Annotated in this window: 19 protein-coding genes; 9 read left to right on the top strand and 10 right to left on the bottom strand. The window is 71.9% G+C overall.

What is annotated here, in order from left to right:
- Together ACSNOA_RS26805 and ACSNOA_RS26800 are read right to left on the bottom strand one after the other, a co-directional pair.
- Entirely contained in the window at positions 1-1,047 is a 1,047-nt protein-coding gene (locus tag ACSNOA_RS26805; RefSeq protein WP_436662564.1) for a carbohydrate ABC transporter permease, read from the bottom strand.
- 68 nt (positions 1,048-1,115) lie between these two features.
- Positions 1,116-2,456, bottom strand: a complete 1,341-nt coding sequence (locus ACSNOA_RS26800) for an ABC transporter substrate-binding protein (protein WP_436662563.1) — start codon at positions 2,454-2,456, stop codon at positions 1,116-1,118.
- A 243-nt stretch (positions 2,457-2,699) separates the two neighbouring features.
- Here ACSNOA_RS26800 and ACSNOA_RS26795 point away from each other — a divergent pair, with 243 nt between their 5' ends.
- Positions 2,700-3,473 (top strand): peptidoglycan DD-metalloendopeptidase family protein, encoded by a 774-nt coding sequence (locus ACSNOA_RS26795; protein ID WP_436662562.1) that lies wholly within the window; start codon positions 2,700-2,702, stop codon positions 3,471-3,473.
- Between the two features lie 210 nt (positions 3,474-3,683).
- On the opposite strand, the gene ACSNOA_RS26790 is transcribed toward ACSNOA_RS26795, so the two are convergent.
- The 4 genes from ACSNOA_RS26790 to ACSNOA_RS26775 are packed head-to-tail and all read right to left on the bottom strand — an operon-like array spanning position 3,684 to position 5,501.
- Complete coding sequence (locus ACSNOA_RS26790) at positions 3,684-3,827, bottom strand: GPGG-motif small membrane protein (RefSeq protein ID WP_436662561.1); 144 nt, start codon at positions 3,825-3,827, stop codon at positions 3,684-3,686.
- A 6-nt stretch (positions 3,828-3,833) separates the two neighbouring features.
- The gene (locus ACSNOA_RS26785) at positions 3,834-4,595 is read right to left on the bottom strand and encodes a metallophosphoesterase family protein (RefSeq protein WP_436662560.1); all 762 of its coding nucleotides are present in this window, start codon (positions 4,593-4,595) and stop codon (positions 3,834-3,836) included.
- A 10-nt stretch (positions 4,596-4,605) separates the two neighbouring features.
- Positions 4,606-4,881, bottom strand: a complete 276-nt coding sequence (locus ACSNOA_RS26780; protein ID WP_436662559.1) for a hypothetical protein — start codon at positions 4,879-4,881, stop codon at positions 4,606-4,608.
- Positions 4,878-5,501: a nucleotidyltransferase gene (locus ACSNOA_RS26775; protein WP_436662558.1), complete on the bottom strand. Its 624-nt coding sequence runs from the start codon at positions 5,499-5,501 to the stop codon at positions 4,878-4,880. The genes ACSNOA_RS26780 and ACSNOA_RS26775 overlap by 4 nt, the downstream gene beginning before the upstream one ends.
- A gap of 117 nt (positions 5,502-5,618) precedes the next feature.
- On the opposite strand from ACSNOA_RS26775, the gene ACSNOA_RS26770 reads away from it, so the two are divergent.
- Positions 5,619-6,338, top strand: a complete 720-nt coding sequence (locus ACSNOA_RS26770) for a dTMP kinase (RefSeq protein ID WP_436662557.1) — start codon at positions 5,619-5,621, stop codon at positions 6,336-6,338.
- Here the strand turns inward: ACSNOA_RS26770 and ACSNOA_RS26765 are convergent.
- Positions 6,323-7,015 carry an SDR family NAD(P)-dependent oxidoreductase gene (locus ACSNOA_RS26765; RefSeq protein WP_436662556.1) on the bottom strand — a complete coding sequence of 231 codons (693 nt, stop codon included), beginning with the start codon at positions 7,013-7,015 and terminating at the stop codon, positions 6,323-6,325. The two genes, ACSNOA_RS26770 and ACSNOA_RS26765, sit on opposite strands and share 16 nt — an antisense overlap.
- A gap of 299 nt (positions 7,016-7,314) precedes the next feature.
- Between ACSNOA_RS26765 and ACSNOA_RS26760 the strand changes: the two genes are divergently transcribed.
- The 3 genes from ACSNOA_RS26760 (at position 7,315) to ACSNOA_RS26750 (ending at position 10,680) form a co-directional block, all read left to right on the top strand.
- On the top strand, positions 7,315-8,229 hold the full coding sequence (locus ACSNOA_RS26760) for a MurR/RpiR family transcriptional regulator (RefSeq protein WP_120780524.1): 915 nt from the start codon (positions 7,315-7,317) through the stop codon (positions 8,227-8,229).
- Positions 8,226-9,185, top strand: a complete 960-nt coding sequence (locus ACSNOA_RS26755; RefSeq protein WP_436662555.1) for an N-acetylmuramic acid 6-phosphate etherase — start codon at positions 8,226-8,228, stop codon at positions 9,183-9,185. The genes ACSNOA_RS26760 and ACSNOA_RS26755 overlap by 4 nt, the downstream gene beginning before the upstream one ends.
- Before the next feature lie 505 nt (positions 9,186-9,690).
- Positions 9,691-10,680, top strand: a complete 990-nt coding sequence (locus ACSNOA_RS26750; protein ID WP_436662554.1) for a sigma-70 family RNA polymerase sigma factor — start codon at positions 9,691-9,693, stop codon at positions 10,678-10,680.
- Positions 10,681-10,747: 67 nt separating this feature from the next.
- Here ACSNOA_RS26750 and ACSNOA_RS26745 read toward each other — a convergent pair whose 3' ends face one another.
- Positions 10,748-11,722, bottom strand: a complete 975-nt coding sequence (locus tag ACSNOA_RS26745; RefSeq protein WP_436662553.1) for an NlpC/P60 family protein — start codon at positions 11,720-11,722, stop codon at positions 10,748-10,750.
- Between the two features lie 546 nt (positions 11,723-12,268).
- Between ACSNOA_RS26745 and ACSNOA_RS26740 the strand changes: the two genes are divergently transcribed.
- Positions 12,269-12,751 carry a DUF6232 family protein gene (locus ACSNOA_RS26740; RefSeq protein ID WP_436662552.1) on the top strand — a complete coding sequence of 161 codons (483 nt, stop codon included), beginning with the start codon at positions 12,269-12,271 and terminating at the stop codon, positions 12,749-12,751.
- Positions 12,752-12,791: 40 nt separating this feature from the next.
- Here the strand turns inward: ACSNOA_RS26740 and ACSNOA_RS26735 are convergent, their stop codons facing one another.
- Positions 12,792-13,118 carry a DUF3817 domain-containing protein gene (locus ACSNOA_RS26735; protein WP_436662551.1) on the bottom strand — a complete coding sequence of 109 codons (327 nt, stop codon included), beginning with the start codon at positions 13,116-13,118 and terminating at the stop codon, positions 12,792-12,794.
- Between the two features lie 24 nt (positions 13,119-13,142).
- Positions 13,143-13,568: a hypothetical protein gene (locus ACSNOA_RS26730; RefSeq protein WP_436662550.1), complete on the bottom strand. Its 426-nt coding sequence runs from the start codon at positions 13,566-13,568 to the stop codon at positions 13,143-13,145.
- A 130-nt stretch (positions 13,569-13,698) separates the two neighbouring features.
- Here ACSNOA_RS26730 and ACSNOA_RS26725 point away from each other — a divergent pair, with 130 nt between their 5' ends.
- The 3 genes from ACSNOA_RS26725 (at position 13,699) to ACSNOA_RS26715 (ending at position 15,103) form a co-directional block, all read left to right on the top strand.
- The gene (locus ACSNOA_RS26725) at positions 13,699-14,061 is read left to right on the top strand and encodes a DUF6158 family protein (RefSeq protein WP_436662549.1); all 363 of its coding nucleotides are present in this window, start codon (positions 13,699-13,701) and stop codon (positions 14,059-14,061) included.
- Entirely contained in the window at positions 14,061-14,396 is a 336-nt protein-coding gene (locus tag ACSNOA_RS26720; protein ID WP_436662548.1) for a hypothetical protein, read from the top strand. Before ACSNOA_RS26725 ends, ACSNOA_RS26720 begins: the two co-directional genes overlap by 1 nt.
- A gap of 164 nt (positions 14,397-14,560) precedes the next feature.
- Positions 14,561-15,103 (top strand): DUF1360 domain-containing protein, encoded by a 543-nt coding sequence (locus ACSNOA_RS26715; RefSeq protein ID WP_436662547.1) that lies wholly within the window; start codon positions 14,561-14,563, stop codon positions 15,101-15,103.
- Positions 15,104-15,132 lie beyond the last annotated feature (29 nt).

Here is a 15,132-nt window from a genome sequence, read left to right as displayed (position 1 = left end):
TCAGCCCTCCCGCTGCTGACGGAGGTTGCGGATCTGGTAGATCACGATCGGGATCACCAGGATGAAGAGGAAGACCGCGAGCGCGGAGCCCTGCCCGTTCTGGCCGTACCGGAACGCCTGGTTGTACATCTCGTTGGCGATCACGCTGGTGTCGTAGTTGCCGTTGGTCGCTGTGCGGACGATGTCGAAGACCTTGAGCGTGGCGATGGTGATGGTCACCACCACGACGATCAGCGCCGGGCGGATGCTCGGCAGCGTGATCCGCCAGAACATCTGCCAGGAGCTGACGCCGTCGAGGCGGGCGGCCTCCACGATGTCCGCGGGGATGGCCTTGATCGCGGCGGAGAGCACCACCATGGCGAAACCGGCCTGGATCCAGACCATGATGACGATCAGCAGGAGCGTGTTGAGCGGTGACTCCAGCAGCCACTGCTTGGGCTCACCGCCGAGGCTCACGACGATCTGGTTGAGCAGGCCGATCTGGTCGCCTTCGCCCCGGTACGCGTAGACGAACTTCCAGATGATGCTGGCGCCGACGAAGGAGATCGCCATCGGCAGGAAGATGAGCGACTTGGCCACCGCCTCGAACCGGGCACGGTCCACCAGTACGGCGTAGACCAGGCCGATGGTGGTGGCCACGAGCGGGACCAGGAGCACCCAGATCAGCGTGTTGATCAGCACCCGGACGATCGAGCCGTCGGAGAACAGCCAGCCGTAGTTGCGCAGCCCCACCCAGTCGTTGCTGCTCGCGTTCATGAAGGAGAGCAGCGTGGTGCGGATGGCCGGGACCACCAGCCCGACCGTGAGCAACAGCAGCGTCGGCAGCAGGAAGAAGAGCGCGAAGAGGCCCTCCCGTTGCTTCGTCCGCCGGGGGAGCGGGGCGCCGCTGGCGGACGCGGCGACGAGCTGCGCCTCCCGACGGCGGGCGAACCAGGCCGGCACCACGTCGAGGAGCAGGAGCAGACCACCCACCACCGCGACGAAAGCGATCAGCCCGTACATCAGCATGAGGAACTTCGGCTGTTCCTCCGCGAAGTCGAACTCCATCGACCCTCCCAGGTCCGGATCCGCGGGGTGGGCCGGTCCACGTGCGCGGACCGGCCCACCCGCTCAGATCACTTCCAGCTGCTCTCGATGCCCTGGAGCACCGACGCGGTGTCCTTGCCGTTGATCCACTCGACCATGCCCTTCCAGAACGTGCCCGCGCCGACCGCGGCCGGCATCAGGTCCGAGCCGTCGAAGCGGAAGACGCCGCTCTTGTCCTGGAGGATCTCGACGGAGAGCTTGTCGATGGGGCTGGCGACGTTGGCGATGTCCAGCTTGTTGTTCGCCGTGACCCAGTTGCCGAGCTTCGCGCGGCTGTTCACGTACTCGGCGGAGGCCAGGTAGGTCTGGACCGCCTGGACCTCGGGACGGTCGGCGAAGCCGACGACGAACTCGCCGGCGCCCAGCACCGGCTTGCCCTTGGCCGGGTCGATGGCCGGGAAGTAGAAGGCGAACGCGTCGCCGTCCTCGGCCACCTTGGTGCCGTCGGGGAACTGGTTGGCGTAGAACGACGCCTGCCGGTGCATGGCGCACTTGCCGGTGGTGATGGGAAGGCCGGCCTCACCGAAGGCGGTGGTGCCGATGCTCTTCACGCCACCGAAGCCGCCGTTCATGTACTTCTCGCTCTTGAGGATGGTGCCGGCCCGGTCGACCGCGTCGACGATCCGCGGGTCGTTGAACGGGATGGCGTGGGTGGTCCACTGGTCGTAGACCTCGGGGCCCTGCGTACGCAGGAGGACGTCCTCGATCCAGTCGGTGGCCGGCCAGCCGGTGGCGTCGCCGGACTCGATGCCGGCGCACCACGGCTTGATGCCGCTGGCCGCGATCGTGTCGCTGAGCTTGATCATGTCGTCCCAGGAGGTCGGGACGGTCCAGCCCTTCTCCTTGAAGAGCTTCGGCGAGTACCAGACGAAGGACTTCACGTTGGCGCCGAGCGGCACGCCGTAGAGGGTGCCGTTCACGGTGCCGTACTTCAGCCAGTCGGCCGGCAGGTTCTGCTCGGCCAGCGCCTTCGTGTCGGCGCCGAGGGACTTCAGCTTGCCGGCGTCGGCGAACCGCTTGACGAGGCCGGGCTGGGGCACGAACGCCAGGTCGGGCGCGTTGCCGCCGTCGACCCGGACGGGGAGCTGCGCCTCGAACTCGGCGTTGCCCTCGTAGTCGATCTCGATGCCCGTGCAGTCGGTGAACTGCTCCCACGAGCGCTCGAGCAGGTCGGCCTCGGCGTCGCGGATGGACGCGTAGATGGAGACCTTCTTGCCGTCGTGGCCCTCGTACTTCTCGTATGCGGCGCACTCCGCGGAGTCCGCGTTGCTTCCCTTGTCGTTGCCGGTGCCGCAGGCGGTGGCGCTGAGCGCCAGCCCCAGTACGCCGGCGATCACGAAGGCCTGGCGTGGTCTGGCAAAGACCGCCATGCCGTCCTCCTTTCTTGCCGGCGCGGTCGTGGACGCGGCGCCGGTCCGATGGGCGTCCCCACATGTAAGCGCTTGCATGTGGCGCGGTCCACCCCCTGTCAGACACGACCGAGTAACAATCCGGCAACCTGGCGGCCGTCCGTGGGCACGCTCCCGGGCCAGATCCCCGCCTCTTTCGATCGCTGGCGATATCTGTCAGGCTAGGTGCACCCCATCGAAGGATTTCAACATAGGAGGCGCTGGATGCGTAAGCGTTGGTTCAGCCTGGTGGCGGCCGGGCTGCTGCTGGGGAGCACGCTGGTCCCCGCGGCCCCGGCCCTGGCCGCCCCGACCTTCAAGGTGCCCTTCCCGTGCGGCCAGGCCTGGTCAGGCCAGACGCGCAGCGACCACAGCCCCGCGAACGCCATCGACTTCAACCGCACCGACGACTCCGGCGACCCGGTGGTGGCCAGCGCGCCCGGCACCGTCGACCGGGTCACCGACCTCGGCGGCACGAGCTACGGCAAATACGTCCGGATCGACCACGGCGGCGGCTACACCACGTACTACGCCCACCTCAGCGGCTTCAACGTCTCCGTCGGCCAGACCGTGGGCTACGGCAAGGTGCTGGGCTGGGTGGGCAGCACCGGTGGCTCGACCGGCCCGCACCTGCACTACGAGCAGCGCCTCAACGGCAACGACATCCAGGTCCGCTTCAACGGCTCGCTCGCCCTCTACTGGGGCACGAAGACCTACACCAGCGACAACGCCTGCTCCTCGGGGGCGGGCTCCGGCACCGTCGACACCAGCGGCACCCCGCTCACGGTCCGCTCGGGCCCCGGCACCGGCTACAGCGCCGTGGGCACCGTCGCCGACGGGACGCGGGTGACCATCCAGTGCCAGACCAGCGGCACCACCGTCACCGGCACCTACGGCACGAGTTCCATCTGGGACCGGATCGGCTCCGGGCGCTTCATCTCCGACGCGTACGTCTACACCGGCTACGACGGCTACATCCCGAACGTCCCGCGCTGCTGACCCGGTCTCGGCGGGCGGGCCCGGACCGGAAAGACCGGGCCCGCCGGCCCCGGGCGGGCGGGCCCACTGACCAGTGCGGGCGGGCCCACCAGCCCGTGCGGGCGGGGCCCCGGACAGAAGGGCGCCGGAGTCGCCGCTTCCGATGCTCCTGTCGGGAGGACGGAGACCGGTGGCGGCGACCCCGGCGGGTCGGTGGGCAGTGGTGCCGCGTCAATTGAAGATGTTGACACCGAGCGGGCCGACCAGCAGCCCCACGATGATGAGGACGACGCCCCACAAGAGCTGCCGGCGGAACAGCGCCAGGATGCCGGCAACCACCAGTACGACCGCGAGAATCCAGAGAATCAGCTCCATGGTTGATCAGATACCCGAGGCGCTCACGCGGGAAACCTCGCCATGATCAAGCTGGTCGCCGAGGTGGAAGACGCTGTAGGCCTGCTTGATGACCGGGTGGGCGACGTTGCGGACGCGTACGCCGCCCGGGGTGGTGCCCCGCTCGCTGCCGGCGTGCGCGTGCCCGTGCAGGGCCAGGGCGGTCGGGGCCGAGTCGATCGCCTGCCCGAGCTGGTACGCCCCGAGGAACGGGTAGATCTCCAGCGGCTCGCCGGCGAGCGTGTCCGGCACCGGCGCGTAGTGGGTGAGCGCCACGAGCACGTCGCAGTCGAGGCTGTGCAGGGCCTCGGCCAGCCGGTCGGCGCTGTCGGTGGTCGTCCGGACGAACGCCTTCATCTCGGGCTCGCCGAAGTCGCTGGCGCAGCGGCCCGCGAAGCCGCCGCCGAAGCCCTTCACCCCGGCCACGCCGAGCCGGCCGCCGGCGCACTCCAGCACCACGCCGGTCCCTTCCAGCACGGTGATGCCGGCGTCCTCCAGCACCTTGACGACCTGCGGCACCTGGTCGCACTGGTGGTCGTGGTTGCCGAGCACGGTGACCACCGGCACGCCGATCCCGCCGAACTCCTGCGCCACGCAGCGCGCCTCGGCCTCGGTGCCGTACCGGGTCAGGTCGCCGGCGAGCAGCAGGACGTCGGCGCAGTCGGGCAGTTCCTCCAGGGCCGGCCGGAACCGGCCGATCACGTCCTCGTCCATATGCACGTCGCCGACGGCGGCGATCCGGATCGCCATGGAACCTCCCTCAGGGCAGTTGCTCGATCTGCGTCGGCGCCGCAGTGCGGATGACGCCGATCTCGCTGGTGATCGGCACGTCGGGGAAGCGGTCCGCGACCCGGCGGATGATCTCCTCGCGCCGGTGCGCGCTCTCCACCTCGCCGTACAGCACGAGACCGGTCTCCCGGCGCACCACGGTGATCCCCTGCTCGGCGACGGCGGGATCCTCGGCGAGCAGCCGGTGGATCTCCGCCTCGACGTACTCGTCGGGCGGCCCGAGGCCGGTCTCACGGTGTTGGCTCACGATGTCCCCTTCTCTGCCGGGGTGCCGGAGTTCGACACCACCTCCAGCCGGTCCAGCAGCACCAGGAACGCCTCGGCGTACGGCGAGTGCTGGGTCTCCTTCCGTACCCGTTCCCAGTCGATCTGCTCCCGCAGGGAGCGCGCCAGCGGCAGGCCGCGGGCGAAGTCGCAGTAGTGCTGGGAGAAGCTGAGCAGCTTGTGCACCATGAGCTGGGTCGCGGAGAGGACCGGCATGTGGATCGCGTCGACCGGGCGTACGACCGTGTCGGCGAACGTCTCCTCGGTCACCGGCGTCTCGATCGGCCGGTGGATGAGGTCGACCATCCGCCCGTCGTCGTAGACCTTCACGAGCCAGTCCTCCGGCGGGCGTTCGGCCGTGAAGCCGGCCTCGACGAGGGCCTCCAGCGCGCGGTCGACGTCCGACTCCCGGATGAGGAAGTCGACGTCGTGCTCGCTGGAGTGACCGCCGTGGGCGTAGACGGCGAAGCTGCCGCCGAGCGCGAACGGGATCTCGGACTGCTTGAGCACGGCGGCGACCTTCTTGAGGGTGTGCAGAAGACTCTCGTCCCCGCGCTCGGCCATCTGGGTCTCCCGTCGTCGTGAACAGGCGGTTGATTCCAACTCCGGTACCCGGCATTCCGGTCGCCCACACCTGCGCGGGTGGCGGTCAGGTGCGAAACGGGTGGAACAGGGATATACCCCCCGAGGGGAGAGCGTGGGTCCGTTAGCCTGGTGAGGGTGGTCAGCTCACTGCGGAGGCGCCGTCGCCGGGCCCGGCTGCGCACCGTCGCCCTGATCGGCATCGACGGCTCGGGCAAGACCACCCAGGCGCACCAGCTCGCCGACGCGCTCACCGCGGCCGGCCGCCCCGCCACCTACCACCGCAACGCCGGCGGGCGACGCTGGCTGAGCCGGGTCGCCCACCGCCTCGGCCGGCCGGACGCCCAGCGGCTCGTCGGGCGCGACGGTTTGCTCGCCCTGGAGTCGGTGCTGCGCTGGCTCGCCATCGCGGCAGCCCTGCTCAGTTGCCTCGTCACCGGCCGCACCGCCGTCATGGACCGCTACGCCGCCTGCCAGTACGCGAGCATCCGGGCGCACGGCGGGCAGCGCTGGGAACGGCTGGCCCGGGTCGGCTACCGGGTGTTCCCGCGGCCGCAGGTGACCTTCCTGCTCGCCGTTGACCCCGCCGAGGCGTACCAGCGGATCGAGCGGCGGGGCACCGACCACGAGACGATGGGCTGGCTCACCGCCGCGGACACCGCCTACCGGGCACTGCCCGAGTACCCGACGTTCGTGCTGGTCGACGCGGGCCGCTCGCCGGAGGAGGTGTCCCGGCAGATCCGCGACCACCTCGACGGCTGGTTCCCGCCGGAGGAGGGGTCGCGGGACGCCGCGCCCGCCGGCGGCGCCGACGCGACCCCGGACCGGGCCGTGACGCCGGCTCAGGCCCGGCCGTAGACCGGCACCGCCGCACCACTGGTCGGCGACGACTCGTCGGAGGCCAGGAACCGGATCACCGCGGCGATCTCGGCCGGGGCGACCCAGCGGGAGTGGTCGGCGTCCGGCTGCGCGGCCCGGTTGGCGGGGGTGTCGATGACGCTGGGCAGCACGGTGTTGCAGCGCACCCCGAAGCGGCGGTACTCGACGGCCACCGCGTTGGCGAAGGCCAGCACGGCCGCCTTGGCGGTGGCGTAGCCGGCCGCGCCGGGGAAGGGGCTGATCGCGGCACGGGCGGACACGCAGACGACGGCGCCCCCGCCGGCGTCCACGAGGTGCGGCAGGGCCGCCCGGGTCACGAGGTGGGTGGGGCGGAGGTTCGCCGTGAACATCGCCTCGAACTCCTCGACCGGGGTCTCGTGCACCAGCCCGCCGCTGGCGTACCCCCCGACGAGGTTGACGACCGCGCCCAGCGGGGCCGCCGGGTCGCCGGCCGCGGCCGCCACCGCCCGGGCCACGGCCTCCGGGTCGGTGAGGTCCGCGACGGGTCGCACCACGTCGTCGGCCGCCGGCGCCGCCCCGGTCGGGCCCGGTCGCCGCGGCACGACCACCCGCCAGCCCGCCTCGCGGAACGCGGCGGTGACCGCCCCGCCCAGCCCGCCCGTTCCACCGGTGACCAGCACACTGCGTCGCGCCATGCGGCACACGCTAGCGGCCCGCGCCGTCGGCGTGGCACGGGTGCCCCCGCGGTGTGGACGCCGGGTCGTCCGATCCCGGCCTGCCGGACCGGCCGCGCATCGACGCCGTACGGTTGGATCCGGCCCGGACGCCCGCGCCGCCGGCCACCGTCCCGCACCATGGAGCGGGCCCGGCGGCTGAGGCGGCGCCACCGTGCGGATGGCACGCTGTCCCGGAAGGTGGACGCCGGTCGGCGGTACTTTCTCCAACACGCGGAGTCATGGTTGACGCTCACGCTTCGTGAAAGTAAGTTTCATCCGTGGCGAAGAGTCCGAAGATTTCTGCGAGTCACGAGCCCGGTGGACTGATCGTCCACATCAGTGGCTTGCTCCCGTCGTTGTCGCCGGCCGAACAGCGCGTCGCCCGCCTGGTCGTGGCCGACCCGGCCGACGCCGCCCGCCGGACGATCACGGATCTCGCCACCGCCGCCGAGACGTCCGAGGCGACCGTCATCCGGTTCTGCCGCTCGGTCGGCATGGACGGCTACCCCCAGCTGCGCATCCGGCTCGCCGCCGAGGCCGCGCGCCGCGTCGAGCCGCCCGACGCCCGGGTGGTCGGCGGCGACATCCCGCCCGGCGCCGACCTGGCCCAGATCATCGCGACGATCGCCTTCAACGACGCCCGGGCGGTGGAGGAGACGGCCGAGCAGCTCGACCCGGCCGTCTGCGAGCAGGTGGTCGACGCCATAGCGGGCGCCGGCCGGATCGACGTCTACGGCGCCGGCGCGAGCGGCTTCGTGGCCTCCGACTTCCAGCAGAAGCTGCACCGCATCGGCCGCACCGCCTTCTACTTTCCCGACGTGCACACCGCGCTGACCTCGGCGGCGCTGCTCGGCCGGGGCGACGTGGCGGTGGGCATCTCGCACACCGGCACCACCTCCGACGTGATCGAGGTGCTCGAGCAGGCCCGGGCCCGAGGCGCCGCCACGGTGGCCCTCACCAACTTCCCGCGCTCGCCGATCACCGAGGTGGCCGACTTCGTGCTCACCACGGCGGCCCGGGAGACCACCTACCGGTCCGGGGCGATGGCGAGCCGGCTCGCCCAGCTCACCGTCGTCGACTGCCTCTTCGTCGGCGTGGCCGCACGCAACCGCGCCCGGGCGAAGAAGGCCCTCGAGGTGACCGCCGAGGCCGTGCAGTCCCACCGGGTGGGCGGCGGACGGAGGCGGGCGTGACCGCCGGCGCCGTGGAGCCGGATGAGGTGTCGTCGCCCGCCCCGGATGGCCGCCCGGCCGTCCGGGTGGGTGCGCCCACGGAGCGCCGCAACCCGCTCAGCCTCGACCTGGACCTGATGTCGACCCGGGACGTGCTCACGGTGATCAACGAGGCGGACCGTCTGGTGCCCGCCGCCGTCGCCGACGTGCTCGACGAGATCGCCGCCGCGGTCGACCTGGCCGTCGCGGCGCTGCGCGGCGGCCACCGCGTGCACTACTTCGGCGCCGGCACCTCCGGCCGGCTCGGCGTGCTCGACGCCGCCGAACTCGCACCCACGTTCAACTCGCCGCGGGACTGGTTCTGCGCCCACCTGGCCGGCGGGCCGGACGCGATGTGGCGGGCCGTCGAGGACGCCGAGGACGACGACCGGGGCGGGGCCGCCGACGCGGCGGGCTGCGTACGGGCCGGCGACCTCGTGGTCGGGCTGGCCGCCAGCGGGCGCACCCCGTACGTCCTGGGGGCGCTCGCCGCGTCGCACGCCAAGGGCGCCTCGACGGTGCTGCTCTGCGCCAATCCGGAGGCGGAGGCCGCCGGGTCCGTGGACGTCTTCATCGGGGTGGACACGGGACCGGAGGTGGTCACCGGGTCGACCCGGATGAAGGCGGGCACCGCGCAGAAGCTGGTGCTCAACGCGTTCTCCACGGCCGTGATGGTCCGCCTGGGCCGGGTCTACTCGAACCTCATGATCGACATGGTGGCGACCAACGCGAAACTCCGGGGCCGGATGATCTCGATACTGGTCGAAGCCACCGGTTGCTCGGAGGAGATCTCCCGGCGGGCGCTCGGCGAGGCCGACGGCGACCTCAAGACCGCGCTGGTGTCGCTGGTCTCCGGCGCCGGGATCCCCGCCGCCCGCGCCGCCCTCGCGCGGTCGGCCGACCAGGTCCGCGGCGCCCTCGCCCTGCTCGCCTCCTGAAGACCCGGCGCGACGTCGCACCGGGCGCGACGTCCGTCCCGTCCGCCCGTCGCCATCCGGCCCGTCCGGGTCGCTCTCCGTCACTCTCCGGACCGTCCCCGTCATCGTGCCGGCGGCCGGGCATGGAACCGGGCTCCGGATTGTTCATTCTGGCGCGGGGTAATACCAACTCCGTGGATGAACCGACCGGTCCCTCGGTGCGTATTCGGCAGTGACCAGGATCGCACCAGGCTCGTGACCCGGGTCGCTGTGCCTCCCGACGTGCGGTGTTGCCATGGAGGGGGCGACGGTGATCCGTCGATCCACCGACCCGTGCGTGGTGCCCATCGGCGAGCAACCCGACGGGGAGCTGACAGCAAACGTGGACCGGGCTTTCAGCTACTACTCAGGCATTCGTGACACTTTCGACTCACGACATGGAATCCCTGACACGTCTCATCTGTTGTGTAGGTGTCAGCACCGGCGGGCACAGCGGAAGTTACGGGGGGAGCTGGTGGACGTGGGGATGGCAAGGAACCGGGCAACCGGCGCGAGCGAGGGGACCGTGGGCAACGTGGACAAGAACATCGGCATGCGAACCGACGAGGTCGCCGAGGAGCGTGACCTGGTCGGCGTCTACCTGCACGAGATCTCCCGGACGCCACTGCTGGACGCCGCCAAGGAGGTCGACCTCTCCAAGGCGATCGAGGCCGGCCTCTACGCTGAGCACCTGCTCGACGAGGACCGCGTCCCCGCGGGTGTCGACCGGGACGACCTGGAGCGGCTGGTCGTCGAGGGGGAGCGGGCGAAGGACCTCTTCATCCGCGCCAACCTGCGACTGGTCGTGTCGATCGCCCGCCGGTACGTGCGTTCGGGCATGCCCATGCTGGACCTGATCCAGGAGGGCAACACCGGCCTCGTCCGGGCGGTCGAGAAGTTCGACTACGAGCGCGGCTACAAGTTCTCCACCTACGCCACCTGGTGGATCCGCCAGGCGATCAGCCGGGCCATCGCACAGCAGGAGCGCACCGTGCGGCTGCCGGTGCACCTGGTGGAGGACGTCAACCGGATGCGCAACGTGGCGCGCCAGCTCACCCGTGAGCTGGGCACCGACCCGGAGCCGGAGCAGATCGCGGCGGCTCTCGGCGTGACCGTGGAGCGGGTCAACGAGCTCGTCCGCTGGTCGCAGGACACCGTGTCGCTGGACACGCCGGTCGGCGACGACGGCGACACGAACCTCGGCGACCTGGTCGCGGACAGCGACGCCCCGTCGCCGGAGGACATCGTCCTGACCGGGCTCGAGCGGCAGCGCATCGAGGGCCTGCTCAACCACCTGGACGACCGGTCGGCCGGCATCATGCGGGCCCGCTACGGGCTGGAGGACGGCCGTGAGCACTCGCTCACCGAGGTTGCGTCGCGGTTCTCGCTCTCCCGTGAGCGGATCCGGCAGCTGGAGATCCAGGCCCTCGGCCGGCTCCGGGAGCTGGCCCGGGCGGAGGGGCTCCAGGCGGCCTGAGCTGGTACCAATGACGAGGAACGGCCGGCGTCCGATAGGGGGACGCCGGCCGTTTCCGTGTGTCGGATCAGCGCACCCGGCCGTAGCCGTGGATGGACATCATGTTCATGCCCCGCTTGAGCACGTTCCGACCGGCGCTCGGAGCGTCGATCACCTGGCCGTCGCCGACGTACAGGGCGACGTGCCCGAGGCCGCTGTAGAACACCAGGTCACCGGGGCGTAGCTCGTCGCGGCCGATGTGGGCCACGGCTCCCCACTGCATCCGGGCGTTGTGCGGCAGGGACCTCCCGGCGGCCCGCCAGGCCGCCGAGGTGAGCCCCGAGCAGTCGTAGCCGCCCGGGCCGGATCCGCCCCAGACGTACGGCTTACCGATGGCCCCGTACGCGTAGCGCACGGCCACGCCGGCCTGGCCGGAGACGGCCGGCGCCTGTGTGGCGGCGGTCTCCCGCGGTGCCGCCGGCGCCTCGGTGGCCCGGCCGTACGCCTCGCGGCGCAGCTCGTAGAGCCGCGCCAGGTCCCGCTCGATGCGTGTCTTCGTGCTGGCGAGCGTGCGGGCCTGGACGGCCTGCCGGGACAGGACGGTGTTCAGCCGGCTCTTCTCGTTGATCAGCCGGCGCTGGCTCGCCGTGAACCCGTCGATCCGTTCCTGCCGTTGCTTGGTCAGGCGGTCGATGGTGCCGAGCCGGTCGATCAGGGCGGCCGACCCGCCGGGGCGCAGCAACGCGTCCGCGGTCCGCAGCCCACCGGTCTTGTACGCGGTCGCCGCGAACTCACCCACGTCGGCCCGGCTCTGCGCGGCCTCGCGTTCCAGCGGGCCGATCCGTTCCTGTAATCGGGCCACGGCGGCCTCGTTGGCCTTGATGTCCTCGCGGATCTTGTTGTACGACTCGACGACGCGCTCCAGCTCGGCCGAGGACCGCTCGATCTGCCGGGTGAGGTCGGCGGGGGACGGCTCCGCGTGGGCCGCGCCCGCCGGGGCGAGCAGAGCCGCCGACAGGCCGGCGACCGCCAGGGTGCGCAGCAGTTTGCTCAGGGATGACAAGAGCGGAAGGCTCCTCTCCCACGGCCGCCGGTGGGTGCTGACCGCCCCCGGCGGCACCGGACCGGGGCCCCCCGGATGGCGGGCGCTTGGCCGGGCCGGCCCGCCCAACCTAACCCGGGACGGGAGTGGCCCGCAGTGGAAGCCGGGACGAATGTTGGCAAAGTGGCGGGAAATACCGCCTGCGACGGGTGACCCACCGTGATCACCAACGAGGCGCCCGTGCGGGAGATGCGCCTGGCTTGTCGGATTTGCTCTGACAATGCCATTCGTCGTTGTGGACGTATGCCGCCGGATAGCAACACGCGATAACCGACAAAGACGGAAATGGATTCCCATTCCTGGCCTTGTCCCGCTCCCCGAGCGTCCGCGAGGTCGGTAAAACGGCGGTCTTCGCTGGCAGGGCCGCAACACAATTAACCGCGGAGCCGGGATTCCCGTCGACCGGCATTGAGGCCTCCGACCTCGACGGGCCGACCCGGGGACCGCCGCGGGAGGGAAACCGTGAATCCTGAAGGCGCCACCACACGAGCGCCGGGATCACCGAGGGTGACCGGCGGGAACACCACGCTGCTCTACGCGCGACCCGGCATCGTCGTGACGGTCGACCGGTTCACCGTGGGCCGGAACACCTTCCGGGTCGCGGAGCTGACCCACCTCCGCAGCACCCGCGGTCCGCACGACCGGATCGCGGTTCGGGCCGTGGCGACGAGCGGCGCGATGATCGGCGGGGTGGGCCTGCTGCTCGGCTTCAGCGGTGGTCTGCAACGGCTCACGGCCAGCGCGTACCTGATCTTCGGGGCGGTCCTCGTCGTGCCCGCCCTGCTGGCGATCGCCGGTGACCGGTGGCGACCGCCCGCGTACGAGCTGCGGGGCATCTACCGGGGCGACGAGGTGCTGCTGTTCAGCACCGACGACGAGCGGCAGTTCGGGCAGGTGACCCGGGCGCTCGTGCGGGCGCGGGAGATGAACCGCTACGGCGGCTGGAACGAGCCGCTCGCCTCGGTCGACCCCTGGCGGCCGAGCCGCTGACCGGTCGGCGCCGGCCAGGCCGACCCCGGCCGGCGCCGGCTCAGCCGGCGACCGGCTCCGGTGCGCGCTCGGTGGGGCGGTGCGCCCAGGCCGACACGCGGCGCTCGGCGTAGAACGAGACGAACGGCACCGTGCCGGCCAGCATCACGGCGAGCATCCGCTTCAGCGGCCAGTCCGCGCGGCGGCCCAGGTCGAACGCGGCCACCAGGTAGACCATGTAGAGGAAGCCGTGCGCCGGGCCGACGGTCTCCACGACGGTCGGGTTGTCGAACGCGTACTTCAGCGGCATGCCGATCACGACGAGCACGATCAGCACCACACCCACGATCCAGGCGATCGCGCGGTACCGGGTAAGGGCTCCGCCCACCTCTGCCGTCCTTCCGAGCCCGGCTCAGCCGGGATAGTCACCGGGCCGGGCGCCCGGATTGGCGTTCAACCATGACAGGTAGCGGTTGTAGGCGGCCAGGTCGGCGTCCTCGACCCCGTCCGGCGTCACCGCCGGCATCCGGGCCACCCGGACCGGCCGGCGTACCACCGGCCGCGTCGGAGATCCCGCCCGCGGCGCCACGGTCACCGGCTCGCCGTGGACCTGCTCGACCGGCGGGACGTAGCCGCGCAGCGTGTGCCGCACCTCACGCCACCAGACGAAGACCACGAACCCCGCGAAGATCGGCCACTCGAAGGCGTACGCCCAGCTGAGCGTGTTGCCCGCGGCGGCCCGGCTGATCTGCCACCAGCCCAACGCGAGGAACGCGATGACCAGCACGACCATGGCCACGTGGCGCACGATCCACGCCGGGGTCCAGAGCCGCTTCATGGCATCGAGGGTACCGGCAACGGCGGCAGTCTCCGACGCGGTGTCGTAGTTGTCGCGGGGACGACATGGTTTGGTGCCACCCGGTGTGGGCATCCGTCTAGACGCCAGCCCAAACGAGACCAGGGGGGCGATGATGACCGGATCCGTACGACAGGACGGCTACCCGTCGGGTGGCGGGGCGAGCGCCAGCCCGGAGCAGCGGGTGACCGAGTGGAGCGGCGACCACCTCGCCGACCCGGCCGCCGCCGGCCCCGACCCGGATGGCGTCGGCGCCGACCCGGACGGCGAGCTGGGGATCGACCCCGCCGAGCTGACCGACGAGGACCTGATCCGCGAGATGCACAGCCTGCACCGCACCCGGCTCGACACGTTGCGGCACGCCGCCGACTCCGCGTTGGCCCACCACCTGCGCCGTACGGCGGAGCTTGAGACGGAGTACCTGGCCCGCCACCCGGGCCGGGAGGTCGACCCCAGCCGGCTGCGGGACGAGTGATGGCGCACGCCGAGCGCGGCATGTCCGCGCCACCGGAGGTCGTCTTCAACACCGCGACCGACCCCGACCGGGCGTCCGCCTGGCTGCCCGCGCCGCTGCGCAGCGACGGCGCTCCGACGCCCGAGATCAGGGGCGAGGAGCTGTGCGCGCGGTGGCGCGCCCCGTCGCCGGCCGAACTCACCGCCGAGATCCGGGTCGACCCGGAGAACGCGGGCGGCGCCCGGATCCGGTTCGACCTGGCCGGCGAGACCGGGAGCCAGGACGCCGACCGGTTGGCCGCCGAGGCGCTGGACAGCCTGGCCCGCGAGGTGGCCGACAACCTCCAGGCGAGCTGAGCCGGTGACCCGCGGGACCGCCGGTTCCGGTGGGTCGGCGGGGCCGCGGGGCGTCGCACCCGGCCGGCGGTGTGTGCCGGCGGGGCGTCGCACCGGGCCGGCGGTGCGCCGGCGAGAAGAGACGTCGTGCCGGGGCGAAGAGACGTGAGGAGCGAGGAGACCGGGTGACCCATAACGGCTTGAAGCAGAAGGTGACGCGGCTGCGCCAGGCGTACGCGCCGCACGAGCACCGCCCCCTGGGCGGCTACCTGGCGGCGATGGGCACGTACGCCGGGGTGACGGGGGCCATCGCCGGCCTGGTCCGGCTGACCGGGCGGCCGGTGCCCGAGCGCCCGGCGACCTCCGACGTGGTGCTGCTCTCCGTCGCCACGCACAAGCTCAGCCGGCTGCTGTCGAAGGACGCCGTGACGAGCCCGCTGCGCGCCCCGTTCACCCGGTACGACCGGCCCATCGGCAGCGGCGAGGTGATGGAGCAGGTACGCGACTCCGGCAGCTCCACCCGGCACGCCATCGGCGAGCTGCTCAGCTGCCCGTTCTGCCTCGCCGTCTGGGTCGCCACCGGCCTCACCGGCGGCCTCGTGCTGGCCCCGAGGTTGACCCGGCTCGTGGCCACGGCCCTGACCGCCGTGGCCGCGTCCGACTTCCTCCAGATGGGGTACGCGGTGGCGCAGCAGGCCGCCGAGGGCGGCGGGCACGAGGAGGACTAGATCCCGACCACGGGAGAGGGGCCGGCGCG

Origin of the sequence: Micromonospora sp. URMC 103 (assembly GCF_051386435.1) — a bacterium.
GTDB lineage: Bacteria > Actinomycetota > Actinomycetes > Mycobacteriales > Micromonosporaceae > Micromonospora.
This window is presented reverse-complemented; position numbering and strand designations above follow the sequence as displayed.